Origin of the sequence: Sulfitobacter sp. W027 (assembly GCF_025143985.1) — a bacterium.
Lineage (GTDB): Bacteria > Pseudomonadota > Alphaproteobacteria > Rhodobacterales > Rhodobacteraceae > Sulfitobacter.
In genome coordinates, this window is record NZ_CP083564.1 from 516,150 (window position 1) to 542,167 (window position 26,018).

Genomic DNA, 26,018 nt, shown 5'->3' on the forward strand with positions numbered 1-26,018 from the left:
TTGGGTGGGGCAGGGCCCCACCACCCGCCAAGAGGAAGACACTGACATGTCACGCCGCCACGCCGCTGAAAAACGCGAAGTCCTGCCAGACGCCAAATACGGCGATCTGGTTCTTACAAAGTTCATGAACAACCTGATGATCGACGGCAAGAAATCTGTCGCCGAGCGCATCGTCTACAACGCGATGACCCGCGTCGAAGACAAGATCAAACGCGCCCCGATCGAAGTGTTCCACGAAGCACTTGAAAACATCCAGCCGTCCGTCGAAGTCCGTTCGCGTCGCGTTGGTGGTGCCACCTATCAGGTGCCAGTCGAAGTGCGCCCCGAGCGCCGTCAGGCGCTGGCGATCCGCTGGTTGATCAAAGCCGCGCGCGCCCGCAACGAAAACACCATGGAAGAGCGCCTTGCAGGCGAGCTGATGGACGCCGTCCAGTCCCGTGGTACTGCCGTTAAAAAGCGCGAAGATACGCATAAAATGGCCGACGCCAACAAAGCGTTCAGCCACTACCGCTGGTAATTTCAACGTCGCGCCCGGTTTCGGGCGCGATCCGTTCGTACTGATATTTTCGAGGAAGCAGCCCCATGGCACGCGACTATCCGCTCCAACGCTACCGCAACTTCGGCATCATGGCTCACATCGATGCCGGCAAAACCACCTGTTCCGAACGCATCCTGTTCTACACCGGCAAATCCCACAACATCGGCGAAGTCCACGACGGCGCCGCGACGATGGACTGGATGGAGCAGGAGCAGGAACGCGGTATCACCATCACCTCCGCCGCGACCACCACGTTCTGGCAGCGTCAGGAAGAGCCCACACCCGATGCGACATCCGACACCAAGTACCGGATGAACATCATCGACACCCCCGGCCACGTTGACTTCACCATTGAAGTTGAGCGTTCGCTGGCGGTTCTCGATGGCGCGGTTGCCGTGCTTGACGCCAACGCCGGTGTTGAACCGCAGACCGAAACCGTGTGGCGTCAGGCTGACCGCTACAAGGTTCCGCGTATTGTGTTCGTCAACAAGATGGACAAAATCGGCGCGGACTTCTTCAACTGCGTGAAGATGATTAAAGACCGTACAGGTGCCACACCTGCGCCGATCCAGATCCCAATTGGTGCCGAGACCGAGCTTGAAGGTCTTGTTGACCTTGTCACCATGAAGGAATGGGTCTGGTCCGGTGAAGATCTGGGTGCCGGCTGGGAACAGCGCGAAATCCGTGACAGCCTGAAAGAGACCGCCGACGAATGGCGGGCCAAGCTCATCGAGACTGCGGTCGAGATGGACGATGAGGCGATGGAAAACTACCTGATGGACGGCGCTGAGCCGGACGTTGACACCCTGCGCGCGCTGATCCGCAAGGGCACGCTGGCAATCAAGTTCATCCCCGTTCTTTGTGGCTCTGCCTTCAAGAACAAAGGTGTTCAGCCGCTCTTGAACGCCGTGATCGACTATCTGCCCAGCCCGCTGGACGTTGTCGACTACATGGGCTTCAAGCCGGGCGATGAGACAGAAACACGTAACATCCCGCGCCGTGCGGACGATGATATGGCGTTCTCTGGCCTTGCGTTCAAAATCATGAACGACCCCTTCGTGGGCTCGCTGACCTTCACCCGCATCTACTCGGGCATGCTCAAGAAGGGCGATACCCTCTTGAACTCGACCAAGGGTAAAAAAGAGCGCGTCGGTCGTATGATGATGATGCACTCGATCAACCGCGAAGAGATCGAAGAAGCATTCGCGGGCGACATCATTGCGCTTGCCGGTCTGAAAGACACCACCACGGGTGACACGCTCTGCGCGCAGAACGATCCGGTGGTTCTGGAAACCATGACCTTCCCCGATCCGGTGATCGAGATCGCGGTTGAGCCGAAAACCAAGGCCGACCAGGAAAAGATGTCTGCAGGTCTGGCCCGTCTGGCCGCCGAAGACCCGTCTTTCCGTGTCGAAACCGATCTGGAATCCGGTCAGACCATCATGAAAGGCATGGGCGAACTTCACCTCGACATTCTGGTGGACCGTCTGAAGCGCGAATTCAAAGTTGAAGCGAACATCGGTGCGCCGCAGGTGGCTTACCGCGAGACCATCAGCCGCGAAGCCGAAATCACCTACACCCACAAAAAGCAGTCGGGTGGTTCGGGTCAGTTCGGTGAAGTTAAGATGATCCTGATGCCGACCGAGCCGGGCGAAGGTTACTCCTTTGAGAGCCGTATCGTCGGTGGTGCCATTCCCAAGGAATACATCCCGGGCGTGGAAAAGGGTATCAAGTCGGTTCTGGACTCCGGTCCGCTGGCGGGCTTCCCGGTCATCGACTTCAAGGTGGCTCTGATCGACGGTAAGTTCCACGACGTTGACTCCAGCGTTCTGGCCTTTGAAATCGCCGCCCGTATGGGTATGCGCGAAGGCATGAAGAAAGCGGGCGCCAAGCTGTTGGAACCGATCATGAAGGTCGAAGTTGTGACACCGGAAGAGTACACCGGTGGCATCATTGGTGACCTGACATCCCGTCGTGGTCAGGTGCAGGGTCAAGACACGCGCGGCAACGCCATCGCGATCGACGCCTTCGTGCCGCTGGCGAACATGTTCGGCTACATCAACACGCTGCGGTCGATGTCTTCCGGTCGTGCGAACTTCACCATGCAGTTCGACCATTACGAGCCTGTGCCGCAGAACATCTCTGACGAGATTCAGGCCAAATTCGCATAAGCAAAGGTGCGTGGGAAACCACGCATCCTACCCCAAACCGTAGGGTGTGTGCATCGCACGCACCGTTCTGAAAGACCAAAAGGAGCCAACCCCATGGCAAAGGCAAAGTTTGAACGCACCAAACCGCACGTCAACATCGGCACAATCGGCCACGTTGACCACGGTAAAACCACGCTGACCGCGGCGATCACCAAGTATTTCGGTGACTTCCAAGCGTATGACCAGATCGACGGCGCGCCCGAAGAAAAGGCCCGCGGCATCACCATCTCGACCGCTCACGTTGAGTATGAGACCGAAGCACGTCACTACGCCCACGTCGACTGCCCCGGCCACGCTGACTATGTGAAGAACATGATCACCGGTGCCGCTCAGATGGACGGCGCGATCCTGGTTGTGAACGCCGCCGACGGCCCAATGCCCCAGACGCGCGAGCACATCCTGCTCGGCCGTCAGGTTGGCATCCCGACGATGGTTGTCTACATGAACAAAGTTGATCAGGTTGACGACGAAGAGCTGCTTGAGCTGGTTGAGATGGAAATCCGCGAGCTGCTGTCTTCCTATGAGTACCCCGGCGACGACATCCCCGTCATCCCCGGTTCCGCTCTGGCAGCCATGGAAGGCCGCGACGAAGAGATCGGCGAAAACTCCATCCGCAAGCTGATGGAAGCTGTCGACACATGGATCCCGACACCTGAGCGTGCCGTTGACCAGCCGTTCCTGATGCCCGTCGAAGACGTGTTCTCGATCTCCGGTCGTGGTACCGTTGTGACAGGTCGTGTTGAGCGCGGCGTGATCAACGTTGGCGACGAAATCGAGATCGTCGGCATCCGCGACACCAAAAAGACGACCTGCACAGGCGTTGAAATGTTCCGCAAGCTGCTGGACCGTGGTGAAGCTGGCGACAACATCGGCGCGCTGCTGCGTGGCGTTGAGCGTGACGGCGTTGAGCGCGGTCAGGTTCTCTGCAAGCCCGGTTCCGTGAACCCGCACACCAAGTTCGAAGCCGAAGCCTACATCCTCACCAAAGAGGAAGGTGGCCGTCACACGCCGTTCTTCGCGAACTACCGTCCGCAGTTCTACTTCCGTACAACTGACGTGACCGGCACCGTTCAGCTGGCAGAAGGCACCGAGATGGTTATGCCTGGCGACAACGTGTCCTTCGGTGTCGAGCTGATCGCACCGATCGCCATGGAAAACGGCCTGCGCTTCGCGATCCGCGAAGGTGGCCGTACTGTTGGCGCGGGTGTTGTGTCGAAGATCACTGAGTAATTATGGGCTGGGCCTTTGGGCCTGACTTGTAAGAGCTTTAGAAGGCCGCAGCATTTGCTGCGGCCTTTTGCGTTTGTGGGGGGGGAGTTTGTTCGGCCTACCCGTGGTGGGGGTGCAGGCGCTCTTTTGGTCGTGATTGAACGCAGGCGGGGTGCGCTGTCACGCTGCGAGCAGCATGACTTTGCGCACTGGTTCTGAAAACCGAGGCGTTTTCAGAACCTGCTTGCCACTACCATCGATTCCCCCTATAGGACGCCAATCACCGGGGTGCGTCAGACGCGCCCCGTTTGATTTGATACCAAGGCGCGATGAGGGGGCCGGATGAGCCTGCTTCCTCCAATCCGTTGAAATCCCAAAACAAGGGATATGCATATGGCCGCTCCAAGCCAGAACATCCGCATTCGCCTGAAGGCGTTTGACTATCGGGTGCTCGATTCTTCTACACAGGAAATCGTCAGCACCGCGAAGCGCACAGGCGCTTCGGTTCGCGGACCCATTCCGCTGCCGAACAAAATCGAGAAATTCACCGTTCTGCGTGGTCCCCACGTTGACAAGAAATCCCGTGACCAGTTCGAAATCCGCACGCACAAGCGTCTGCTGGATATCATTGATCCGACCCCCCAGACCGTGGACGCGCTGATGAAGCTCGACCTCGCCGCTGGCGTGGACGTCGAGATCAAGCTGCAATCGTAAGCCCGGAGGGTAATCATATGTTGCGCTCAGGCGTTATTGCAAAAAAAGTCGGCATGACCCGGCTGTTCCTCGAAGACGGCAAGCAGATCCCTGTGACCGTTCTTCAGTTGGACAAGCTTCAGGTTGTCGCACAGCGCACCGCAGACCGTGACGGCTACACCGCCGTTCAGCTCGGTGCCGGTTCGGCGAAAGCCAAACGTACAAGCCAGGCCATGCGTGGCCACTTCGCAGCTGCGAAAGTGGAACCCAAGCGCAAGGTTGCCGAATTCCGCGTTGACGCGGAAGCGATGATCAACGTGGGTGAGGAAATCACCGCCGACCATTACTTCGCTGGTCAGTACGTTGACGTTGCAGGCACATCCATCGGTAAAGGTTTTGCCGGTGCGATGAAGCGTCACAACTTTGGCGGTCTGCGGGCGACACACGGTGTTTCCATCAGCCACCGTTCGCACGGCTCCACAGGCCAGTGTCAGGATCCCGGCAAGGTTTTCAAAGGTAAGAAAATGGCCGGTCACATGGGCGCTGCCCGTGTCACCACGCAGAACCTCGAAGTCGTCAAGACTGACAGCGCGCGTGGCCTGATCATGGTTAAAGGCGCCGTTCCTGGCTCCAAAGGTGGCTGGGTCACCGTCAAGGATGCGGTCAAAAAGCCGTTCCCCGAAGACGCGATTCTGCCCGCCGCTCTGAAATCCGCCGCTGAAGAAGCCGCGAAAGCCGCCGAAGAGGCAGCCGCCGCAGCCGCAGCAGAGGCAGAAGCCGAAGCCAAGCGTTTGGCCGAAGAGCAAGCCGCACAGGAAGCCGAAGCGCTGAAAGCCGCAGAAGCTGAAATCGCAGCTGAAGGTTCGGATGCCGACAATTCCGATGCCGACGCTGACAAGAAAGAAGGTGACGCATGAAACTCGATGTCATCAAACTCGACGGTGGCAACGCTGGGTCCGTAGACCTGGACGAAGCACTGTTCGGCCTTGAGCCGCGTGCCGACATTCTGCACCGCGTCGTGCGCTGGCAGCGTAACAACGCGCAGCAGGGTACGCACAAGGTCAAGACCCGGTCCGAGACCAGCTACTCGACCAAGAAGATCTATCGCCAAAAAGGCACCGGCGGCGCTCGTCACGGTGACCGGAACGCGCCGATCTTCCGTAAGGGTGGTATCTACAAGGGTCCAACCCCGCGTAGCCACGGCCACGAGCTGACCAAAAAGTTCCGCAAGCTGGGTCTGCGCCACGCGCTGTCCGCCAAAGCGAAAGCGGGCGCATTGGTCATCATCGACGAAGCAACCTCCGAAGGCAAAACAGCCGCTCTGGCCAAGCAGGTTTCGAACCTGGGTTGGAAGCGTACGCTGGTCATCGATGGCGCTTCGGTCAACGAGAACTTCGCACAGGCCGCACGCAACATCGAAGGTTTGGATATCCTGCCGTCGATGGGCGCAAACGTCTATGACATCCTCAAGCGTGACACTCTGGTGATCACCAAAGCGGGGATCGAAGCATTGGAGGCACGCCTGAAATGAGCGCCAAGCATGAACACTACGACGTGATCCGCAAGCCGATCATCACCGAGAAAGCAACCATGGCGTCCGAACAGAACGCTGTCGTTTTCGAAGTGGCGATTGAAAGCAACAAGCCAATGATCAAAGAGGCCGTTGAGGCGCTCTTTAACGTCAAGGTGAAGGCCGTGAACACGTCCATCACCAAAGGCAAGGTCAAGCGTTTCCGGGGCCAGATGGGCCGCCGTAAAGACGTGAAAAAGGCTTATGTGACGCTCGAAGAGGGCAACACAATCGACGTCTCCACCGGGCTGTAAGCTTTCGGTAAAAGATTTTAGGAAGGCCTCCGCATAGCGGGGGCCTTTTTCGTTGCGGCGGTGGTAGGTCACGCTTGAGCGATCAGAAGCGGCAGGGGCGTTTTGGTAATTTGGGCATGCACGTCGAAGAGCACCGCGCGGTTGCCCTCATAGGTGAAGGCATCGTCAAAGACCGTCCGGGCGTCTGCGATCAGTGGCCACTGGCAGTGTACGAACAGTGCATAGCCGCCAATCTTTGGCACCCCCAGCCGCAGGGGGGGTGTGCAATTTTCTTTCCGAGGTCAGATAAGCGGGTTGGCCACATTTCAGGCTCTCTTCGAAGGCGCCCACGTTTTCGGCTTCTGCCACCGCGAAATTAAGATGACGGATTTCTAGCAGGCCGTCACGCGCGATGGTCGGGAAGGCCGCGAATGCGCATTTTGCGACATCGTTCTGGAAGGGCGGGTTGGGCAAGGGCATAGCAAGGCTATGTCCGCCGGTCGGTCAAATCAATCATCCTGACCTGCCCGCAGGTCATATACCGGCTATTTATGGCCGCATGGGCGGAAACCCCTCGTTAATACCCAACGGATAAGTTGCTTGCTGCGCGCTTTCCTCTACAAGGCATGGAGCAACGATAAAAAGCAGTTCTATGTTTCAAGAAAATCTCACCTCTGGCGCGTCCGCGGACGTGTCGAACGCGCGCGACTGGGTGCGCGTGCTGGCTCGCTACCGCGAGCCGAGCACTTGGCGCAGCAGTCTTGAGCTGGCGATCACGCTTGGGCCCTTCATTCTGCTTTGGGCGCTGGCATGGTGGGCGCTGTCGATCAGCGGTTGGCTGACGCTGGGAATCTCTTTGGTCAACGCGGGCTTTCTGCTGCGGCTCTTTGCGATCCAGCATGATTGCGGCCATGCGGCCTTTTTCAGCAGTCGCCGGACCAGTGATTGGGTCGGGCGCGTGCTGGGCGTGCTGACGCTGACGCCCTACGACGTTTGGCGCCGGACACATTCGATCCACCATTCCTCGGCGGGGAACCTTGGACGTCGTGGGATCGGCGATATTCACACGCTCACGGTTGCGGAATACCGGGCCCTTGGTCTGTTTGGGCGGCTGCATTACCGCCTCTATCGAAACCCGATCGTGTTGTTTGGCTTAGGGCCGGGCTATCTCTTCTTCTTGCAGAACCGCCTGCCATTGGGGCTGATGGCCAAGGCGCGCTATTGGCTGAGCGCGATGGGCACCAATCTGTCGATCCTTGCGGCTTTGGCGGTGATCTTCTACTTCGGGGGGATCATGCCGATCCTGTTGATCTTTGTGCCAAGCACCCTTCTGGCTGCGACGGCGGGCATGTGGTTGTTCTATGTGCAGCACCAGTTCGAGACCACGCATTGGGAAGAGAATGAGGCGTGGGACCTGCATGATGCGGCCTTCCACGGCTCTTCGCATTACATCCTGCCGCGGCCGCTGCAGTGGCTGAGTGCAAACATCGGCATCCACCATGTGCACCACCTCTACAGCCGTATCCCCTTCTATCGTTTGCCCGAAGTGCTGCGCGATCATGCGGCACTGGCTGAGGGCAATCGGATGACCATCCGCGAAAGCCTTGCCAATGCGCGGCTGCACCTTTGGGACGAAAAGACCAAGCGGCTGCTGTCCTTCGCGCAGGCCCGCCGCGCGGTATAAATCGAGCTGCATTGTCGGACAGTTTTGAAAGCCCTCACCTCGGTGGGGGCTTTTCTCTTCCAGCTCTTCGTTAATACCGGCACGGGAACCCCCGGCCACCCTAGGCAATCCTAGCGATATCGGTAGATTTGTTCCGACAATATGTAATATTTTTTAATGGAACAGAGCGGAAAGCTGCCTGTTGTCTCCCCACGGAAGACGAGGTGCCCGGCACCTCAGAATGACCTAATGGGAGAGACCTTATGATCTATACAAAGACACTCATGGCCGGCGTATCTGCCGTCGCTCTTTTCGCTGCTGCTCCGGTCTTGGCGCAGGATGCAACGAAGGACGTTGAGGAAACAATCGAACGCAATGCCGAAGCTGAAGCCCAGTCTGAGGCTGAATCCGGTGCTGCGGCGACCGCGAATGTTGCAGGCGGCCAAGTTGTCGTCGAACAGAAAGATGCCGAAGTTGACGTGACCGTGCCAGAGCCTGACGTGAACGTATCTCAGGAAGCGCCTGTCGTGACTGTTGAGCAGGGCCAGCCCGAAGTGACAGTTCAGGTGCCAGAGCCGAACGTACGCGTTCAGCAGCAAGCGCCGATCATCACCATCGAGCAAGCACAGCCACAGGTAACCGTGCGCATTCCCGAGCCGGTCGTGACCGTGCAGCTGCCGAAGCCGAAGGTCGACGTGACCACGGGTGAACCGGTGGTTGATCTGCAGCAGCCCGAGCCGGTTGTGAAATTTGTGCGCCCCGAGCCGAAGATCACCATCGAAGAAGCCGAGCCGAAGGTGACTATTGAAAACGCCGAAGCTGACGTGAACGTGGATGAGGCCGGTAAGGCGAAGGTCGACGTTGAGCAGAAAGAAGCTCAGGTCAACGTACAGCAGAGCGATGATGCCAATGTCGTCGTTGAAGAAGCCGAAGAGCCCAAGGTGAACATCGAAGCCTCCGAAGCTGCCGACGTTGACGTCGAGCAGGAGCAGGCGCGTGTGTTGATGGAAGACTTCAATGCAGATGAGCAGGGCAATATGGAAGAGGAAGACCGCGCGCGGTACCAAGAAAACGTACAGCGTCTGCCGATCTTTAACCTGACAGCCGAAGAATTGACCGGTCGCAGTGTCGCAACTGAGACTGGCGAAGATGTCGGCGAGATCGACTTTATCGGCGTCCGCGGTGACACCATTGTTGCAATCATCGGTGTTGGTGGTTTCCTTGGGATGGGCGAAAACGAGGTCGCCATTCCAGTTGAGAAACTGATCCTGCGTGAGGACGAAGTGATCGTTCCCGGCGTCACCGAAGAGCGTTTGGAAAGCATGCCGGAGTTCAACGAATCCGAAGTTCGGCTTCTTGATCCGGGCATGCGCCTGGCAGAAAGCATCGGCCTTGATTAATCCTTGCTTTGCATAAGCTGGAAATTCGGGAAAGAGGGCGCTTTGGCGCCCTCTTTTCGTTTCTGCGCATGGGTGCGAGGAATCTTGCCGTGTCCTCTGGACGGGCTGGAACGAACCTGCTAGGTCGCCACATCGGCTCAGACCCCGGATTCGTCCGGGGTTTGGCTATTTGAACGATCCCGGTGGTTGGGCTGCCTGCCTCGTAAGAGGTATAACGCCCATTCACCACTCCTACAGGGGACCTTCGGGGCCCTACAACCAACGCGCTTTCATCTCGATGCAAGCGTGCCAAGCAAACGGAAGACAGAGAACATGGCACTCAAGTCGTACAAACCGACGACGCCAGGCCAGCGTGGACTGGTACTGATCGACCGTTCGGAGCTGTGGAAAGGCCGCCCGGTCAAAGCCCTTACTGAGGGTTTGACCAAATCTGGCGGTCGGAACAACACCGGACGAATCACAATGCGTCGTACAGGTGGTGGTGCAAAGCGCCTCTACCGTATCGTTGATTTCAAGCGTAACAAGTTGGACATGTCCGCTGTTGTCGCGCGGATCGAATATGACCCCAACCGGACCGCTTTCATCGCACTGATCCAGTACGAAGATGGCGAGCAGGCCTACATCCTGGCCCCCCAGCGTCTGGCCATCGGCGACAAGATCATCGCCGGCGCCAAAGTGGACATCAAGCCCGGTAACGCGATGCCTTTCTCGGGCATGCCAATCGGTACGATCGTCCACAACATCGAGATGAAGCCCGGTAAGGGCGGTCAGATCGCACGTGCCGCCGGCACCTACGCCCAGTTCGTGGGTCGTGACGGTGGCTACGCTCAGATCCGTCTGAGCAGCGGCGAGCTGCGTCTCGTGCGTCAGGAATGCATGGCCACCGTTGGTGCCGTCAGCAACCCCGACAACTCCAACCAGAACTACGGTAAAGCGGGCCGCATGCGTCACAAGGGCATCCGTCCTTCTGTACGTGGTGTGGTGATGAACCCGATCGACCACCCGCACGGCGGTGGTGAAGGCCGGACCTCTGGTGGTCGTCACCCGGTTACTCCTTGGGGTAAGCCGACGAAGGGTGCCAAGACCCGCAACAAGAACAAAGCGTCCAGCAAGCTTATCATCCGCTCGCGTCACGCCAAGAAGAAGGGGCGTTAATTCATGGCTCGTTCAGTATGGAAAGGTCCTTTTGTTGACTCTTATGTCCTCAAAAAGGCAGAGGCTTCCCGCGAGGGCGGCCGTAACGAAGTGATCAAGATCTGGTCGCGCCGCAGCACGATCCTGCCCCAGTTCGTGGGTCTGACGTTTGGCGTGTACAACGGTCATAAGCACATCCCTGTCAACGTCAGCGAAGACATGATCGGTCAGAAGTTCGGTGAGTACTCCCCGACTCGGACCTACTACGGTCATGCCGCCGACAAAAAAGCGAAGCGGAAATAAGCCATGAGCAAGGATAAGAATCCCCGCCGCGTGGCAGACAACGAAGCAATGGCAAAACTGCGCATGCTTCGCACCAGCCCGCAGAAACTGAACCTGGTTGCAGCTTTGATCCGTGGTAAATCCGTGGACAAGGCGTTGACCGACCTCACCTTCTCCAAGAAGCGGGTCGCGCAGGACGTGAAGAAATGCCTTCAGTCCGCGATTGCCAACGCCGAGAACAACCACAACCTGGACGTCGATGAGCTCATCGTGGCCGAGGCCTATGTCGGTAAGAACCTGACCATGAAGCGCGGTCGCCCGCGTGCCCGTGGCCGGTTCGGCAAGATCATCAAGCCGTTTGCCGAGATCACGATCAAAGTGCGTCAAGTTGAGGAGCAAGCCTGATGGGTAACAAAGTCAATCCGATCGGTATGCGTCTTCAGGTGAACCGCACCTGGGACAGCCGCTGGTACGCCGACACCAAGGATTACGGTGATCTTCTGCTTGAAGACCTCGCAATCCGCGACTTCATCAAGAAAGAGTGCCACCAGGCCGGTATCGCCCGTGTGATCATCGAACGTCCGCACAAAAAGTGCCGCGTTACGATCCACACAGCACGCCCTGGTGTCATCATTGGCAAGAAAGGCGCGGACATCGAGACGCTGCGCCAGAAGATTGCCAAGATGACCAACTCGGAACTGCACCTCAACATCGTTGAAGTTCGCAAGCCCGAGCTGGACGCACATCTGGTTGGTGAGAGCATTGCACAGCAGCTGGAGCGCCGGGTGTCTTTCCGCCGCGCCATGAAACGTGCCGTGCAGAACGCCATGCGCATGGGCGCACTGGGCATCCGCGTGAACCTCGCGGGTCGTCTTGGTGGGGCCGAAATCGCGCGTACCGAATGGTACCGTGAGGGTCGCGTGCCTCTGCACACATTGCGTGCCGACATCGATTACGCACATGTCGAAGCGGCCACCGCTTACGGCATCATCGGGATCAAGACATGGATCTTCAAAGGCGAGATCATGGAACATGACCCCGCCGCGCGTGACCGTAAGGCACAGGAACTCCAAGACGGCCCAGCACCTCGCGGTGCCGGCGGTCGTCGTTAAGGGGGAATGACAAATGCTTCAACCAAAGCGTACTAAATTCCGCAAGCAGTTTAAGGGCTCGATCAAAGGTTTGGCAAAGGGCGGGTCTGACCTGAACTTTGGCACCTACGGCCTGAAGGCACTGCAGCCGGAGCGGGTTACCGCCCGTCAAATCGAAGCGGCACGCCGCGCCATGACACGTCACATGAAGCGTCAGGGCCGTGTCTGGATCCGCATCTTCCCGGACGTACCGGTCACCTCCAAGCCCGTCGAAGTTCGTATGGGTAAGGGTAAAGGTTCCGTCGACTTCTGGGCAGCCAAGGTCAAGCCGGGCCGCATCATGTTCGAAATCGACGGTGTCGGTGAAGACGTGGCGCGCGAAGCCCTGCGTCTGGCAGCCATGAAGCTGCCGATCAAGACCCGGGTTGTCGTCCGCGAGGACTGGTAAGCCCGCAGCCCCGCATGGGGTGGTTAAAGAAATAAAGCCCCCGTCGAGCGATCGGCGGGGGTTTTGCTTTGTCAGGTGAGTGCTTCGTTTTCAAGATCAAGCCAAAGCTTCCCACTTCGGTAACCGCCTTTGATGAGGTGTCCCGGCTCAGCGATTTCCGGGTGGGCATCTGCCCAGTCGCGGAACTGATCCCGGCTCACGACCTGCCCTCCGTAGTCTCGCGCGGACTGGAGGATGTAGGGGTCAGCAGGGGTGCCCTTGGGCACGACCATCACCCGATCCACTGGTAGATCGAGCTGGCGGCTGAACGCTTTGTCATGTTGATAGCGACCCGCGAGGAGATACCCCGCGTTGGCATCAAATACGACACCCGGGGTGTAACCGCGCGCGCGCAACACATCGACAACCTCGCGCACGACCTTGATGTTCGGCGCGCCTGACTGCCAATGCATCACGTTGGAGCCGTCGACGATGACCCACTTCTTGCGCTTATGCGTCGTGTTGCGCAGAGACCGTAGCAGCAGGATAGCGCTGGCAATGACGCAAAGCGCGCCCAGCAGACCGAAGTCTTCATACCCTCGCGTAGACGCGGCGGCGGTGGTCAGGGCGAGGGACATGAAGAGCAGGAGGAACGGAACAAACATCGGCAGGGAAATACTCAAATAAAGCTTAAGGTTGAGTGTTCACTAAACGCGCAGGCGGGGCAAGCGGCACTCTCAACTCTAGCTATTGGGCTTTAATCTAGGTAGCCTTGGCCCAACCTCCTGCGGCAGGAAAGGCCCAACCCAATGAAGCACGTGCCGAAACCAAACACCGACGAAGATCTCATCCGCGCCTTTCTCGACAAGGGCGGGGAGGTAAAGAAGGGCAAGACCAAGCCGATGCCCAGTGATTTAGGGCTGAGCAATAATCAGTGGGGCAATAAGCTAACCAAGGAAGAGAAAGCGGCGGTGAAGGCGCAGGAAGAAGCGGCGAAGAAGCTGAAATAGCGACCGCCATGGCGGCCCCTCAGATGTCCACCTGATAGACGCCCAATGCTTCGGCTAGGGCGGTCTCTTCGAATTTGAAATGCGACCGGACCACAGAGACCAGTTGGTCAAAGATCGCGCGGGTTTCGGCGAACTGCGCGGGCGTTGGTGCCTCGGTTAATCCGCCTGCCGCAACGCCAAGCCGTTCTAGGAGCGCGTGAACCACCTTATGCTCGGCACGCAACCGGTCCACGATTGCGCGCACCGGTTCAGACCCGCGGGCGTGCAACTGCGGAAATATGCTTTGTTCTTCGATGTTGTGGTGCATTGTCAGCGCCCAGCACTGTTGTCCGCAGAGCGTGCCTGCAGCGGCGAAGTTCTGCGACATCTGGCTGTGCAGAACGATATGCGCAAGATCGGCCGGGGGCGCATCGCCGGCCTCGATACGGGTCATCACCTTTGCGATTTGGGATAGGTCACTGAGGTAATGGTGGTGGATCGCCGCAAGATGCCGCCCGGCCTGCCGTTGGGCTTCGGATACCTCGCCCATGTCGGGCAAGGGTGGCCGGGTCGCGGGGTCGATCGTCAGATCCGACAGGGGGAGGGCGCTTGCGTCCTCGGCCATGGGTCAGGCCCAGTTGTAGTTGAACGAGACCGAGACACGATCTTCCTCAATCATATTCATCGGCACCTCATGGCGCAGCCAGCTTTCCCACAGCAGCACGTCACCCGCCTCGGGCGCGACATATATAAAGGGCCGCAACTCTTCGCGGGCGTCCTTCACCCGGCCGGGGGCGGCCATCATCATCGGCAGGCGCGGGTCCTCAAAGCGGATCGCGCTGGCGCCTTCGGGCATGGTCACATAGGTCGTGCCCGAAATCACCGAATGGGGATGGATATGTGAGGTGTGGATGCCGCCCTCGGGCAGGATGTTGAGCCACAGGGAGTCCAGCACCAGCTTGCGGTCACCCAGATCGAACTCGAGGTCTTTGGCGAAGGCTGCGACATGTTTATCCAGCACGGCGACCAGATCCTTGAAGATCGGAAAGCGGTAGGGCAGGTCGTCAAGCGACGCGTAAGACGTGTAGCCTGCATAGCCGTTCTCTTCGCACCAGTCCTGACCGGCCTCGTCATCCTCGGCAATGGAGAAACAGGAGGCGGCCAACTCATCGGTATCGATGGGTTTTCCATGGGCCGACAGGGCGGCGTGATAGAGGCGGGTGGCGAAAAGCGATTTGATGTTTGACATGGGCTTTATTTATCGACGCTTCGAGCGCTTGGCGAGCCTATTATCTCTTGGCGCGTGCCGCATGCACGGGCCGCGCCTGACCTTCCCCCCGGGAAGGCGCTTTGCAACGTTGCAACTGACAACAGGGTTGCGTCCCTTGAGGTGACCCGCCAAACTCAAAAGACGTGACGCCTTCCCAAGGTCAGGCGCGGCCCTTAGCGCATTCACTGCGCAATCCCGCATAAGGGGTTGCGTTATGGCGGCACCCCGCGTATTGGCACCTTTCATCATGAACTCCACCAGAATCATGGTCACCCCACAGGGGCCTACTGGTGATGTTGAAAGGAAGAGGCCGTGAAAGCCAGCGAACTGCACGACAAGACGCCGGACCAGCTCCGCGACGAGCTTGTGAACCTGAAAAAAGAATCCTTCAACTTGCGTTTCCAGCAGGCCACCGGCCAGCTGGAGAACCCCGCGCGTTTGAAGACCGTTAAGCGTGACGTGGCCCGTGTCCACACCGTGCTGAACCAAAAAGCCGCTGCTGCGGCAGCCGAATAAGAGGAGCCTGAAAAATGCCCAAGCGTATCCTTACAGGCACCGTGACATCGGACGCCAACGCACAGACAGTAACCGTTTCCGTAGAGCGCCGCTTTACACACCCGGTTCTGAAAAAGACCATCCGTAAGTCCAAGAAGTACCGGGCTCACGACGAGAACAACACATTCAAAGTGGGCGATTCTGTTCGCATCATCGAATGTGCACCCAAGTCGAAAACCAAACGTTGGGAAGTTCTGACTTCGGAAACAGCCGAAGCCTGAACCCCTTAAACGAAACCCTGGGATGAGGGCCGCATCGCCCCCCAGAAGGTCGGGAGAAACCAAATGATCCAGATGCAGACCAACCTGGATGTTGCTGACAACAGCGGCGCGCGCCGTGTTCAGTGCATCAAGGTCCTGGGTGGTTCCAAGCGTAAGTACGCATCCGTCGGCGACATCATTGTCGTGTCGGTCAAGGAAGCCATCCCTCGCGGTCGTGTGAAAAAGGGCGACGTCCGTAAGGCCGTCGTCGTTCGCACCGCCAAAGAAGTTCGTCGTGACGATGGCACCGCCATCCGTTTCGACCGCAACGCTGCTGTTATCCTGAATAACAACAACGAGCCTGTCGGCACCCGTATCTTCGGGCCGGTTGTTCGTGAACTGCGTGCGAAGAACTTCATGAAAATCATCTCGCTCGCTCCGGAGGTGCTGTAATCATGGCTGCTAAACTTCGCAAAGGTGACAAGGTCATCGTGCTGTCCGGTAAGGACAAAGGCAAGACGGGCACCATCTCGTCCGTTGACCCGAAGTCCGGCAAGGCAATCGTCGATGGTGTGAAAATCGCCATCCGCGCCACGCGCCAGACTCAGACATCTCAGGGCGGCCGCATCCCCAAGGCGATGCCGATCGACCTGAGCAACCTCGCACTGGTGGATGCCAACGGCAAAGCCACCCGCGTAGGTTTCAAAATCGAAGGCGACAAGAAAGTACGCTTTGCCAAGACCACGGGGGACGTGATCGATGCTTGATACCGCAACCTACACACCCCGTCTTCGGGCTGAATACCGCGAGAAGATCCGCGCCGCCCTGAAAGAGGAATTCGGCTACAAGAACGACATGCAGATCCCGCGTCTGGATAAAATCGTTCTGAACATCGGCTGTGGTGCCGAAGCCGTACGCGACAGCAAAAAAGCCAAGTCGGCTCAGGAAGACCTGACCGCGATTGCAGGCCAAAAGGCTCTGACAACCGTGGCCAAGAAATCCATCGCTGGTTTCCGCGTTCGTGAGGAAATGCCGCTGGGTGCGAAAGTGACCCTGCGCGGTGACCGCATGTACGAATTCCTTGACCGTCTGATCACGATTGCAATGCCCCGTATCCGCGACTTCCGCGGCATCCCGGGCAAAAGCTTTGACGGCCGTGGCAACTACGCCATGGGCATGAAAGAGCATATCGTGTTCCCCGAGATCGACTTCGACAAAGTTGACGAGACCTGGGGTATGGACATCGTGATCGCCACCACGGCGAAAACCGACGCTGAAGCCAAGGCGCTGTTGAAAGCTTTCAACATGCCCTTCAATTCATAAGCGCGGGAAGGATTAGAAATGGCTAAGAAATCCATGATTGAGCGCGAGAAGAAGCGCGAAGCACTGGTCAAGAAGTACGCTGAGAAGCGCGCGGCTCTGAAAGAGATCGTGAGCGACGAAAGCAAACCGATGGAAGAGCGTTTCCGCGCTTCCCTGAAACTGGCGAAACTGCCGCGCAACAGCTCTGCTGTGCGTCTGCACAACCGCTGCCAGCTGACGGGCCGCCCGCACGCCTACTATCGTAAACTGAAAATTTCGCGGATCGCGCTGCGGGACCTTGGCTCTTCGGGCCAGATCCCCGGCATGGTCAAGTCGAGCTGGTAAGGAGCGCATCAGATGAACGATCCTATCGCAGATATGCTGACACGCATCCGTAACTCTTCGCTGCGCGGCAAATCCACCGTCATCACACCAGCTTCCAAGCTGCGTGCATGGGTGCTGGACGTGCTTGCCGACGAAGGCTACATCCGCGGCTACGAAAAGGTGACGGGCGCCGATGGCCACCCCGCCATCGAGATCAGCCTTAAGTACTATGAAGGCGAGCCTGTCATTCGCGAACTGAAGCGGGTTTCCAAGCCCGGTCGTCGCGTCTACATGGCCGTCAATGACATTCCCGTTGTCCGTCAGGGCCTCGGTGTGTCGATTGTCTCCACCTCCAAAGGTGTGATGTCGGACGCATCTGCACGCTCTGCCAATGTTGGCGGCGAAGTGCTCTGCACCGTATTCTAAGGAGAAGACAATGTCTCGTATTGGTAAGAAACCTGTCGCCATGCCTTCGGGCGTCTCGGCATCGGTGAGCGGTCAGACGATCGAAGTGAAGGGCCCCAAGGGCACCCGCAGCTTCCGTGCAACTGACGACGTGACCCTGACGGTCGAAGACGATGCAATCTCTGTGACACCGCGCGGCAAGTCCAAGCGCGCACGTCAGCAGTGGGGCATGTCCCGCACCATGATTGAAAACCTCGTGACCGGTGTCACGCAGGGCTTCAAGAAGGAGCTGGAAATCCAGGGTGTTGGTTATCGTGCGGCCGTCAATGGCAACACGCTGAAACTGAACCTCGGCCTGAGCCACGATGTTGACTACGTTGCGCCCGAAGGCGTCACCGTGACAGCACCGAAGCAGACCGAAATCATTGTGGAAGGCATTGACGAACAGCTTGTTGGTCAGGTCGCTGCGAACATCCGCGCTTGGCGTAAGCCCGAGCCCTATAAGGGCAAAGGCATCCGCTACAAGGGTGAGTTCGTGTTCCGCAAAGAAGGCAAGAAGAAGTAAGGAACGGAAAGATGGCAAACACCAAAAGACAGCTGTTCCTGAAACGCCGCATGCGCGTTCGGAACAAACTCCGCAAAGTGAACGCCGGGCGCATGCGCCTGTCGGTACACCGTTCGTCCAAGAACATCTCGGCTCAGCTGATCGACGATGTGAACGGCGTAACATTGGCCTCCGCCTCCACGCTGGAGAAGGATCTGGGCGTTGTTGGCAAGAACAACATCGAAGCGGCGACCAAAGTCGGCGCCTTGATCGCCGAGCGTGCCAAAAAGGCCGGCGTGGAAGAAGCTTACTTCGACCGTGGCGGCTTCCTCTTCCACGGCAAGGTGAAGGCTCTGGCCGACGCCGCGCGTGAAGGCGGTTTGAAGATCTGATTGTGCGGTGCGTGGGGAACCGCGCACCCGCTTTCATATGGAGGCTGTGCCCCGCGCATAGCTTTCCTGCGAAGAGGGCCAGATTGGCCCTCTCGATGATCCGGGGGCCAAGGGCTCACCAGGATTGATCCTAAGGGCCTCAGGGCCACAGAAAAAGGAAGATGCCAGATGGCAAGAGATGACAACCGTGGGGGCAACCGCCGCAACCAACGCGACGAAACCCCGGAATTCGCTGACCGTCTGGTCGCGATCAACCGCGTGTCCAAGACTGTTAAGGGTGGTAAGCGTTTCGGCTTCGCCGCACTCGTGGTCGTGGGCGATCAGAAAGGCCGCGTCGGCTTTGGTAAGGGTAAAGCGAAAGAAGTACCCGAGGCCATCCGCAAGGCGACTGAGCAAGCCAAGCGTCAGATGATCCGCGTGCAACTGCGCGAAGGCCGCACGCTGCACCACGACATGCACGGCCGCCACGGCGCCGGCAAAGTTGTGATGCGGACAGCCCCTGAAGGTACTGGTATCATCGCCGGTGGTCCAATGCGTGCCGTTTTCGAAATGCTCGGCGTGAAAGACGTTGTGTCCAAGTCGATCGGTTCGCAGAACCCCTACAACATGATCCGCGCCACTCTGGACGGTCTGAAAAAAGAGCAATCGCCCCGTTCTGTCGCGCAGCGTCGCGGCAAGAAAGTGGCTGACATTCTGCCCAAGCGTGAAGACAACGTAGAGTCCTCCGCACAAGTGGCTGAGGAGGCATAAGCATGGCCAAAACACTCGTAATCAAGCAGATCGGCTCGCCGATCCGCCGCCCCGCCAAGCAAAAGGCAACTTTGGTTGGCCTGGGTCTGAACAAAATGGGTCGTACCCGTGAGCTGGAAGATACGCCTTCCGTCCGCGGTATGATCAACAAGGTCTCGCACATGGTTGAGATCGTCGAAGAAAAAGGCTGAACCGCCTTTTCTTCCGGATATTCGAATGGCCAGCGTCACCAGCGCTGGCCATTTTTAGTAGATAGATGGAACTTTTTTTCAAATCTAACTGAATCTGCGGCATCATACGGTTTTGAACCAAGGTGATCGTTTGCGCATTCGTTGGATCGAGCAGGCCAAGGGACTGGGGATCATCCTTGTTGTCTTTGGCCACGCATGGCGCGGTGTCGATGCGAGCGGGCTGGCGATTCCTCAGCCTGTCTTTGACGCTGTGGACGCTGCAATCTACGCCTTCCACATGCCGCTGTTCTTCTTTTTATCAGGCCTCGTATTTCTACAGTCTCGACCCTTCGGCACGCTGGGCGGCTTTGCAGCCGGCCGTCTTGTCCGCCTGCTGTGGCCGCTGGCGCTGTGGACGTGGATATTCTTTGGCATCAAAATGCTGGCCGGGGACGCCCAGAACGAGACGGCCTCCCTCACTAGTTTTCCGCTTATCCCGTTTCCGCCACTGGCGCATTTCTGGTTTCTCTGGGCGCTATTTTTGCTCCACATCGTGATGGGGGTTGTGATCTGGGCGGTGCCGCGGAACTGGCTGCCGCATCGGGTCAGGCTTGGCGCGGCTGCGGCGACGCTGGTGGCGCTCGGCACTGCGGGCGCATGGGGCTACCTCGGGCCGTGGCTTCAGCCTGCCCTGATACATCTGCCGTATTTCCTTGCCGGTCTCGCGCTTTCGGGGTTTGCCGACAGGGTGGCCCCGCCGCCGCTCGCTGGGGCCGCAGCCGCATTGGCGGTGCTGCTGATCGTTTTAGCCGCGACCACGGTCTATGGCGCGGGCCATGCGTTGGCAATTCTTCTGTGCCTGTCGGTGGCGCTGAGCGGGGCCTCGGACTGGCGCCCGTTAATCTGGGGGCAGTGGCTGCAGCGCATTGGCAGCGCATCGCTGGCGATCTACGTCATGCATACAATCTTCTCCGCTGCGGTGCGGGAGGTGTTGCTGATGACCGGGGTGACGGATGTGGCTGTGCATTTGGTGGTCGGCACCGCTGTCGGACTTGGTTTGCCGTATCTGGCCTATCGGGGGGTGCGGGGGCAGCCCGTGCAGGTAATGCTGGGCTTGTGAGGGCGCAGGCCGGGGCTGGCCCTTGAACCGGCGACGTCGTTGGCCTATACGCGCCCGGTGATGTCTCTTGAGATGTCTCGAATCATCAAACGCCGCGTTTGGCCACTCCCGTCGCTGGGGGCCATTTCCGGCAAAAGGAGAAGCGACATGAAACTGCACGAACTTTCCGACAACGAAGGCGCAACCAAGAAGCGTATGCGCGTTGGCCGTGGCCCCGGCTCTGGCAAGGGTAAAATGGGTGGCCGTGGTATCAAAGGTCAAAAGTCCCGTTCCGGCGTGGCGATCAAGGGCTTTGAAGGCGGCCAGATGCCGATCTACCAGCGTCTGCCCAAGCGTGGCTTCAACAAGCCGAACCGCAAGTCCTACGCCGTTGTGAACCTGGGCCTGATCCAGAAATTCATCGACGCCAAGAAGCTCGACGCTGGCAACACCATCGACGGTGCCGCGCTGATCGCTTCCGGTCTGGTCCGCCGTGAGCTGGACGGTATCCGCGTTTTGGCCAAGGGTGACATCACCTCCAAGATCGACCTGAACGTCGCTGGCGCCTCCAAGTCCGCCATCGAAGCGGTCGAAAAGGCAGGCGGCAAGGTGACCGTGGCGGCTCCGAAGGCTGCTGAGGCATCTGAGTAAAGCGGCCTTAAGGCTTGTGAGCGGCGCGTCAGCCGCTTACATAACCTCAAGTTTTCCCGAACGCCGCCCGCCGGAGAACGGCTCTGGGCGGCGTTTTCGCAACAAGAGAAGAGACCCCTCATGGTATCTGCCGTCGAAAACATGGCCGCGAACACGAGCTGGTCCGCATTGGGCAAGGCAACAGACCTGCGCAACCGGATCCTGTTCACGCTCGGGCTGCTTATCGTCTACCGCCTTGGCACCTTTATCCCGGTGCCTGGCATCGACGGTGGGGCGCTGCGTGACTTCATGGAGAGCGCGGGCCAAGGCATCGGCGGTATGGTGTCGATGTTCACCGGCGGCGCACTTGGCCGGATGGGTATCTTCGCACTGGGCATCATGCCCTATATCTCTGCCTCAATCATCGTTCAGCTGCTGACCTCCATGGTTCCGGCGCTGGAGCAGCTGAAGAAAGAGGGCGAGCAGGGGCGCAAGAAGATCAACCAGTACACGCGCTACGGCACCGTGGCGCTGGCGACCTTGCAGTCCTACGGCCTTGCCGTCAGCCTTCAGGCCGGTGACATCGTGGCTGATGGGCAGATGGGCTTTTCCTTCATTGCAGCCTGTATGATCACGCTCGTCGGCGGCACTATGTTCCTGATGTGGCTCGGTGAGCAGATCACCGCGCGCGGCATCGGCAACGGTATCTCGCTGATCATCTTCGTCGGCATTATCGCCGAAGTTCCGGCCGCCATCGCGCAGTTCTTTGCTTCGGGCCGCTCAGGCGCCATCAGCCCTGCGGTGATTGTGGGCGTGTTGGTCATGGTGATCGTAACGATCATGTTCGTGGTCTTCATGGAACGCGCGCTGCGCAAGATTCATATTCAGTACCCCCGTCGCCAAGTCGGCATGAAGATGTATGACGGCGGCACGTCGCACCTTCCGATCAAAGTGAACCCCGCAGGCGTGATCCCGGCAATCTTTGCCTCTTCGCTGCTGCTTCTGCCGGTGACGGTCAGCACTTTCTCGGGCAACTCCACCAGCCCAGTGATGTCTTGGCTTTTGGCGAACTTCGGCCCCGGCCAACCGCTCTACCTGCTGTTCTTCGTGGCGATGATCGTCTTCTTCGCTTATTTCTATACGTTCAACGTCAGCTTCAAACCCGATGACGTGGCCGACAACCTCAAGAACCAGAACGGTTTCGTGCCGGGCATCCGTCCGGGGAAGCGCACCGCCGAGTATCTTGAGTATGTCGTGAACCGCATTCTGGTCTTGGGCTCGTTCTACCTCGCTGCGGTCTGTGTTCTTCCGGAAATTCTGCGTGGTCAGTTCGCCATTCCCTTCTACTTCGGCGGCACATCGGTGCTGATCGTCGTGTCGGTGACGATGGACACCATTCAACAGGTGCAGAGCCATCTGCTCGCGCATCAATACGAAGGTTTGCTTGAACGCTCGCAATTGCGCGGTAAAGGTGCAGGCAAAGGCAAAGGTACACGCAAGAAACGGAGCCCCGTACGTCGATGAACATTATTCTACTCGGGCCTCCGGGCGCAGGCAAAGGCACCCAAGCACGTCATCTGGTCGAGACCCGCAATATGGTCCAACTCTCCACCGGCGACATGCTGCGTGAAGCGAAAGACAGCGGCACAGAGATGGGCAAGATCGTCGCGGACGTTATGGACCGTGGCGCGCTGGTTACCGATGAGATTGTTATCGGCCTGATCCGCGAGAAGCTGACCGACAAGGCCAAGCATGGCGGCTTTATCTTTGACGGCTTCCCCCGCACGCTGGCACAGGCCGACGCGCTGGCCGAGTTGATGGCGCAAGAAGGTCAGACCCTCGACGCCGTGATCGAGATGAAGGTCGACGATGAAGCGCTGGTCGCCCGCATCACCGCCCGCTCCACCTGCGCAAGCTGCGGTGAGGTTTACAACGACCTGACCAAGCCGATCCCCGAAGATGGGAAATGCAGCAATTGCGGCGGGACCGAGTTCAAACGCCGCGCCGACGACAATGAAGAAAGCCTCAAGACCCGTCTGATGGCCTACTATAAACAGACTTCGCCGCTGATTGGTTACTACTATGCCAAAGACATGCTGAGCGGTGTGAATGGTCTGGGCAAGATCGACGAAGTGCGCGGCGAAATTGCAGGCATTCTTGATGCCTGATTGATCCGTTGAGAGGGCGGGGGGCCAAGGTCTCCCTCCCGGAACGGCCCGATGACAGCACAGTTTTGCGCAAGCCTTGACGCCCTGCGCAAAACCTCATAGTCACCCCTATCTCGCAAGAGAATCAAATTGCGGCAAGGGAATTTCTCGACCCCGCAAGATCACCTGATCAGCCTCAGCCCGATGGCCCTATCGCCTCGGGCTTGTGTTGTGAAAAAAGGGTCTGGAACGACGGACCCGCAACGAAAAGGAATAGCTAACGTGGCACGTATTGCCGGCGTAAACATCCCGACTGCAAAGCGGGTTCCGATCGCCCTCACTTACATCACCGGTATTGGCAACGCTTCCGCCAAAGCCATCTGCGAAGCCGTTGGCATCGACGCGACCCGTCGGGTTAACGAACTGTCCGACGCTGAAGTTCTGGCCGTGCGTGAGCACATCGACGCCAACTACACCGTCGAAGGCGACCTGCGTCGTGACACGCAGATGAACATCAAGCGCCTGATGGACCTTGGTTGCTACCGTGGCCTGCGCCACCGTCGTAACCTGCCAGTCCGTGGTCAGCGTACCCACACCAATGCTCGCACCCGCAAAGGCCCCGCTAAGGCCATTGCTGGCAAGAAGAAATAAGGGAGGGTCTGATCAATGGCACGCGATAAGACAAAGACCAAGCGTAAGGTCAGCAAGAACATCGCCGCAGGTGTGGCGCATGTGAACAGCTCCTTCAACAACACCAAGATCCTGATCTCGGATGTGCAGGGCAATGCAATCGCATGGTCTTCTGCTGGCACCATGGGCTTCAAAGGGTCGCGTAAATCGACACCTTACGCAGCTCAGATGGCCGCCGAAGATGCAGGCCGTAAGGCTCAAGATCACGGCGTCAAGACGCTGGAAGTTGAAGTGCAAGGCCCCGGTTCCGGCCGTGAATCCGCACTGCGCGCACTGGCGGCTGCCGGTTTCAACATCACCTCGATCCGTGATGTGACCCCGATGGCCCACAACGGTTGCCGCCCGCCGAAGCGCCGCCGCGTTTAAGACAGTAATTTGCTATGTGGGGCCGCGTGATTTGCACGGCCCCATACCGCTTTTCAGAAACCTCGAGCGTTTGTGTCATTTGGACATGAGGCACAAACAAGGATGGAGGGACGCATGATCCACAAAAATTGGGCTGAATTGATCAAGCCGCAACAGCTTGACGTCAAGCCGGGCAATGACCCAGCCCGTCAGGCAACTGTTATGGCAGAACCGCTGGAGCGGGGCTTTGGCCTGACGCTCGGCAACGCGCTCCGCCGCGTGCTGATGTCGTCGCTGCAGGGTGCGGCGATCACATCCGTGCAGATCGACAACGTGCTGCACGAGTTTTCCTCCGTGGCCGGTGTGCGCGAAGACGTGACCGACATCATCCTGAACCTCAAAGGCGTCAGCCTGCGCATGGAAGTCGAAGGGCCCAAACGCCTGTCGATCTCTGCGAAGGGTCCGGGCGTTGTCACTGCCGGTGACATCTCCGAATCCGCCGGTATCGAGATTCTGAACCGCGAGCATGTGATCTGCCACCTCGACGATGGTGCAGATGTCTACATGGAGCTGACCGTCAACACCGGTAAGGGCTATGTCTCGGCTGACAAGAACAAGCCCGAAGATGCGCCCATTGGCCTGATCCCGATCGACGCGATCTATTCGCCGGTCAAGAAGGTCTCTTATGACGTGCAGCCCACCCGTGAGGGCCAGGTGCTGGACTATGACAAGCTGACCATGAAAGTGGAAACAGACGGGTCCATCACGCCGGATGACGCCGTGGCCTTCGCCGCGCGCATCTTGCAGGACCAACTGGGCATCTTCGTCAACTTCGACGAGCCGGAATCGGCGTCCCGTCAGGACGACGACGATGGTCTTGAGTTCAACCCGCTGCTGCTCAAGAAAGTCGACGAGCTGGAGCTCTCGGTCCGTTCGGCGAACTGCCTGAAGAACGACAACATCGTCTATATCGGCGACCTGATCCAGAAGACCGAAGCCGAAATGCTGCGCACGCCGAACTTTGGCCGCAAGTCCTTGAACGAGATCAAGGAAGTGCTGTCGGGCATGGGTCTGCACCTTGGCATGGACGTCGAGGACTGGCCGCCAGAAAACATCGAAGACCTCGCCAAGAAGTTCGAGGATTCGTTCTAAGAGACACGGACCCGGAAACTTTCAAAGTTTCCGGGCCGATTTCTTCAAAAGAAATCGGGCACCGTTACGACCGGGCGCAAGCCCCAAGGAGAGCCCGTGACACGCATCGCGGGCCAGACAAAGCAAAACCGCCCGTAGAGGGCATCACGATTGGAGTAAGACAATGCGTCACGCACGTGGATACCGCCGCCTGAACCGTACACATGAACACCGCAAGGCGCTGTTCTCGAACATGGCAGGCTCGCTCATCGAGCATGAGCAAATCAAAACAACCTTGCCGAAAGCCAAGGAACTGAAGCCGATCATCGAAAAGATGATCACGCTGGCCAAACGTGGCGATCTGCACGCCCGTCGTCAGGCCGCGTCGAAACTGAAAGAAGACCAGTATGTCACAAAACTGTTCGACATCCTCGGCCCGCGCTACAAAGACCGCCAAGGTGGTTACGTTCGCGTTCTGAAAGCTGGCTTCCGCTATGGTGACATGGCACCGATGGCGATCATCGAATTCGTCGACCGCGACCGCGACGCCAAAGGCGCCGCAGACAAAGCACGTCTGGCTGAAGAAGAAGCCGCAGAATAAAATTTCGCAGATTGCGGATTGGAA

At 58.5% G+C, this 26,018-nt stretch carries 38 protein-coding genes; 34 read left to right on the top strand and 4 right to left on the bottom strand.

Annotated features, from left to right (window positions below; genetic code table 11):
- The first annotated feature begins 46 nt into the window (after positions 1–46).
- The 7 genes from rpsG (at position 47) to K3759_RS02545 (ending at position 6,474) form a co-directional block, all read left to right on the top strand.
- Positions 47–517: a 30S ribosomal protein S7 gene (gene rpsG, locus K3759_RS02515; protein ID WP_007118827.1), complete on the top strand. Its 471-nt coding sequence runs from the start codon at positions 47–49 to the stop codon at positions 515–517.
- 65 nt (positions 518–582) lie between these two features.
- Positions 583–2,709 carry an elongation factor G gene (gene fusA, locus K3759_RS02520; protein ID WP_259984185.1) on the top strand — a complete coding sequence of 709 codons (2,127 nt, stop codon included), beginning with the start codon at positions 583–585 and terminating at the stop codon, positions 2,707–2,709.
- Between the two features lie 93 nt (positions 2,710–2,802).
- Positions 2,803–3,978, top strand: a complete 1,176-nt coding sequence (gene tuf, locus K3759_RS02525; protein ID WP_259982967.1) for an elongation factor Tu — start codon at positions 2,803–2,805, stop codon at positions 3,976–3,978.
- Between the two features lie 372 nt (positions 3,979–4,350).
- Positions 4,351–4,671, top strand: coding sequence for a 30S ribosomal protein S10 (gene rpsJ / locus K3759_RS02530; protein WP_093927152.1), 321 nt, complete (start codon positions 4,351–4,353; stop codon positions 4,669–4,671).
- 17 nt (positions 4,672–4,688) lie between these two features.
- Positions 4,689–5,567 (top strand): 50S ribosomal protein L3, encoded by an 879-nt coding sequence (rplC, locus tag K3759_RS02535; protein ID WP_259984186.1) that lies wholly within the window; start codon positions 4,689–4,691, stop codon positions 5,565–5,567.
- Positions 5,564–6,181: a 50S ribosomal protein L4 gene (gene rplD / locus K3759_RS02540; RefSeq protein WP_259984187.1), complete on the top strand. Its 618-nt coding sequence runs from the start codon at positions 5,564–5,566 to the stop codon at positions 6,179–6,181. The genes rplC and rplD overlap by 4 nt, the downstream gene beginning before the upstream one ends.
- Complete coding sequence (locus tag K3759_RS02545) at positions 6,178–6,474, top strand: 50S ribosomal protein L23 (RefSeq protein WP_007118833.1); 297 nt, start codon at positions 6,178–6,180, stop codon at positions 6,472–6,474. The genes rplD and K3759_RS02545 overlap by 4 nt, the downstream gene beginning before the upstream one ends.
- 68 nt (positions 6,475–6,542) lie before the next feature.
- Here the strand turns inward: K3759_RS02545 and K3759_RS02550 are convergent, their stop codons facing one another.
- The gene (locus K3759_RS02550) at positions 6,543–6,716 is read right to left on the bottom strand and encodes a hypothetical protein (protein ID WP_259984188.1); all 174 of its coding nucleotides are present in this window, start codon (positions 6,714–6,716) and stop codon (positions 6,543–6,545) included.
- Positions 6,717–7,105: 389 nt separating this feature from the next.
- On the opposite strand from K3759_RS02550, the gene K3759_RS02555 reads away from it, so the two are divergent.
- The 7 genes from K3759_RS02555 (at position 7,106) to rplP (ending at position 12,471) form a co-directional block, all read left to right on the top strand.
- Positions 7,106–8,137: a fatty acid desaturase gene (locus K3759_RS02555; RefSeq protein ID WP_259984189.1), complete on the top strand. Its 1,032-nt coding sequence runs from the start codon at positions 7,106–7,108 to the stop codon at positions 8,135–8,137.
- 242 nt (positions 8,138–8,379) lie between these two features.
- A complete protein-coding gene (locus K3759_RS02560; protein WP_259984190.1) occupies positions 8,380–9,516 on the top strand; it encodes a PRC-barrel domain-containing protein in 1,137 nt (378 codons plus the stop codon).
- A 312-nt stretch (positions 9,517–9,828) separates the two neighbouring features.
- Positions 9,829–10,671 carry a 50S ribosomal protein L2 gene (gene rplB, locus K3759_RS02565; RefSeq protein WP_067625855.1) on the top strand — a complete coding sequence of 281 codons (843 nt, stop codon included), beginning with the start codon at positions 9,829–9,831 and terminating at the stop codon, positions 10,669–10,671.
- A 3-nt stretch (positions 10,672–10,674) separates the two neighbouring features.
- A complete protein-coding gene (gene rpsS / locus K3759_RS02570) occupies positions 10,675–10,953 on the top strand; it encodes a 30S ribosomal protein S19 (RefSeq protein ID WP_007118838.1) in 279 nt (92 codons plus the stop codon).
- Between the two features lie 3 nt (positions 10,954–10,956).
- Positions 10,957–11,337, top strand: coding sequence for a 50S ribosomal protein L22 (rplV, locus tag K3759_RS02575; protein WP_067267968.1), 381 nt, complete (start codon positions 10,957–10,959; stop codon positions 11,335–11,337).
- On the top strand, positions 11,337–12,044 hold the full coding sequence (gene rpsC / locus K3759_RS02580; protein WP_067936359.1) for a 30S ribosomal protein S3: 708 nt from the start codon (positions 11,337–11,339) through the stop codon (positions 12,042–12,044). Before rplV ends, rpsC begins: the two co-directional genes overlap by 1 nt.
- A gap of 13 nt (positions 12,045–12,057) precedes the next feature.
- Positions 12,058–12,471 (top strand): 50S ribosomal protein L16, encoded by a 414-nt coding sequence (gene rplP, locus K3759_RS02585; protein ID WP_007118841.1) that lies wholly within the window; start codon positions 12,058–12,060, stop codon positions 12,469–12,471.
- Positions 12,472–12,542: 71 nt separating this feature from the next.
- Here rplP and K3759_RS02590 read toward each other — a convergent pair whose 3' ends face one another.
- The gene (locus tag K3759_RS02590) at positions 12,543–13,115 is read right to left on the bottom strand and encodes an NYN domain-containing protein (RefSeq protein ID WP_259984191.1); all 573 of its coding nucleotides are present in this window, start codon (positions 13,113–13,115) and stop codon (positions 12,543–12,545) included.
- A 144-nt stretch (positions 13,116–13,259) separates the two neighbouring features.
- Between K3759_RS02590 and K3759_RS02595 the strand changes: the two genes are divergently transcribed.
- Positions 13,260–13,460 (top strand): hypothetical protein, encoded by a 201-nt coding sequence (locus K3759_RS02595; protein WP_132444193.1) that lies wholly within the window; start codon positions 13,260–13,262, stop codon positions 13,458–13,460.
- A gap of 19 nt (positions 13,461–13,479) precedes the next feature.
- On the opposite strand, the gene K3759_RS02600 is transcribed toward K3759_RS02595, so the two are convergent.
- Both K3759_RS02600 and K3759_RS02605 read right to left on the bottom strand, forming a co-directional pair.
- Positions 13,480–14,064, bottom strand: a complete 585-nt coding sequence (locus K3759_RS02600; RefSeq protein ID WP_259984192.1) for a hemerythrin domain-containing protein — start codon at positions 14,062–14,064, stop codon at positions 13,480–13,482.
- 3 nt (positions 14,065–14,067) lie between these two features.
- Positions 14,068–14,688, bottom strand: a complete 621-nt coding sequence (locus K3759_RS02605; protein WP_040700482.1) for a TIGR02466 family protein — start codon at positions 14,686–14,688, stop codon at positions 14,068–14,070.
- A 333-nt stretch (positions 14,689–15,021) separates the two neighbouring features.
- Between K3759_RS02605 and rpmC the strand changes: the two genes are divergently transcribed.
- The 19 genes from rpmC (at position 15,022) to rplQ (ending at position 25,994) form a co-directional block, all read left to right on the top strand.
- The gene (rpmC, locus tag K3759_RS02610; RefSeq protein ID WP_007118846.1) at positions 15,022–15,225 is read left to right on the top strand and encodes a 50S ribosomal protein L29; all 204 of its coding nucleotides are present in this window, start codon (positions 15,022–15,024) and stop codon (positions 15,223–15,225) included.
- Positions 15,226–15,239: 14 nt separating this feature from the next.
- On the top strand, positions 15,240–15,485 hold the full coding sequence (gene rpsQ / locus K3759_RS02615; protein WP_007118847.1) for a 30S ribosomal protein S17: 246 nt from the start codon (positions 15,240–15,242) through the stop codon (positions 15,483–15,485).
- A 63-nt stretch (positions 15,486–15,548) separates the two neighbouring features.
- Positions 15,549–15,917: a 50S ribosomal protein L14 gene (gene rplN, locus K3759_RS02620; protein ID WP_007118848.1), complete on the top strand. Its 369-nt coding sequence runs from the start codon at positions 15,549–15,551 to the stop codon at positions 15,915–15,917.
- 2 nt (positions 15,918–15,919) lie between these two features.
- The gene (rplX, locus tag K3759_RS02625; RefSeq protein WP_259984193.1) at positions 15,920–16,231 is read left to right on the top strand and encodes a 50S ribosomal protein L24; all 312 of its coding nucleotides are present in this window, start codon (positions 15,920–15,922) and stop codon (positions 16,229–16,231) included.
- A complete protein-coding gene (rplE, locus tag K3759_RS02630; protein ID WP_259984194.1) occupies positions 16,224–16,787 on the top strand; it encodes a 50S ribosomal protein L5 in 564 nt (187 codons plus the stop codon). The genes rplX and rplE overlap by 8 nt, the downstream gene beginning before the upstream one ends.
- Positions 16,788–16,805: 18 nt before the next feature.
- Positions 16,806–17,111 carry a 30S ribosomal protein S14 gene (gene rpsN / locus K3759_RS02635; protein ID WP_007118851.1) on the top strand — a complete coding sequence of 102 codons (306 nt, stop codon included), beginning with the start codon at positions 16,806–16,808 and terminating at the stop codon, positions 17,109–17,111.
- A 12-nt stretch (positions 17,112–17,123) separates the two neighbouring features.
- Positions 17,124–17,516, top strand: a complete 393-nt coding sequence (gene rpsH, locus K3759_RS02640) for a 30S ribosomal protein S8 (RefSeq protein WP_259984195.1) — start codon at positions 17,124–17,126, stop codon at positions 17,514–17,516.
- 10 nt (positions 17,517–17,526) lie between these two features.
- Entirely contained in the window at positions 17,527–18,060 is a 534-nt protein-coding gene (gene rplF, locus K3759_RS02645; RefSeq protein WP_259984196.1) for a 50S ribosomal protein L6, read from the top strand.
- Positions 18,061–18,071: 11 nt separating this feature from the next.
- Positions 18,072–18,431, top strand: coding sequence for a 50S ribosomal protein L18 (gene rplR, locus K3759_RS02650; RefSeq protein WP_259984197.1), 360 nt, complete (start codon positions 18,072–18,074; stop codon positions 18,429–18,431).
- Between the two features lie 168 nt (positions 18,432–18,599).
- The gene (gene rpsE, locus K3759_RS02655; RefSeq protein WP_007118855.1) at positions 18,600–19,181 is read left to right on the top strand and encodes a 30S ribosomal protein S5; all 582 of its coding nucleotides are present in this window, start codon (positions 18,600–18,602) and stop codon (positions 19,179–19,181) included.
- Between the two features lie 2 nt (positions 19,182–19,183).
- Complete coding sequence (rpmD, locus tag K3759_RS02660) at positions 19,184–19,372, top strand: 50S ribosomal protein L30 (protein WP_259984198.1); 189 nt, start codon at positions 19,184–19,186, stop codon at positions 19,370–19,372.
- 130 nt (positions 19,373–19,502) lie between these two features.
- Positions 19,503–20,471, top strand: coding sequence for an acyltransferase family protein (locus K3759_RS02665; RefSeq protein WP_259984199.1), 969 nt, complete (start codon positions 19,503–19,505; stop codon positions 20,469–20,471).
- A 147-nt stretch (positions 20,472–20,618) separates the two neighbouring features.
- The gene (gene rplO / locus K3759_RS02670) at positions 20,619–21,101 is read left to right on the top strand and encodes a 50S ribosomal protein L15 (RefSeq protein WP_259984200.1); all 483 of its coding nucleotides are present in this window, start codon (positions 20,619–20,621) and stop codon (positions 21,099–21,101) included.
- Between the two features lie 120 nt (positions 21,102–21,221).
- Positions 21,222–22,604: a preprotein translocase subunit SecY gene (gene secY, locus K3759_RS02675; protein WP_259984201.1), complete on the top strand. Its 1,383-nt coding sequence runs from the start codon at positions 21,222–21,224 to the stop codon at positions 22,602–22,604.
- A complete protein-coding gene (locus K3759_RS02680) occupies positions 22,601–23,248 on the top strand; it encodes an adenylate kinase (protein WP_259984202.1) in 648 nt (215 codons plus the stop codon). Before secY ends, K3759_RS02680 begins: the two co-directional genes overlap by 4 nt.
- Before the next feature lie 261 nt (positions 23,249–23,509).
- Positions 23,510–23,878: a 30S ribosomal protein S13 gene (rpsM, locus tag K3759_RS02685; RefSeq protein WP_259984203.1), complete on the top strand. Its 369-nt coding sequence runs from the start codon at positions 23,510–23,512 to the stop codon at positions 23,876–23,878.
- A 15-nt stretch (positions 23,879–23,893) separates the two neighbouring features.
- Positions 23,894–24,283: a 30S ribosomal protein S11 gene (gene rpsK / locus K3759_RS02690; RefSeq protein WP_007118861.1), complete on the top strand. Its 390-nt coding sequence runs from the start codon at positions 23,894–23,896 to the stop codon at positions 24,281–24,283.
- 114 nt (positions 24,284–24,397) lie between these two features.
- Positions 24,398–25,414, top strand: coding sequence for a DNA-directed RNA polymerase subunit alpha (locus K3759_RS02695; protein WP_007118862.1), 1,017 nt, complete (start codon positions 24,398–24,400; stop codon positions 25,412–25,414).
- Positions 25,415–25,577: 163 nt separating this feature from the next.
- Positions 25,578–25,994 (top strand): 50S ribosomal protein L17, encoded by a 417-nt coding sequence (rplQ, locus tag K3759_RS02700; protein ID WP_259984204.1) that lies wholly within the window; start codon positions 25,578–25,580, stop codon positions 25,992–25,994.
- Positions 25,995–26,018 lie beyond the last annotated feature (24 nt).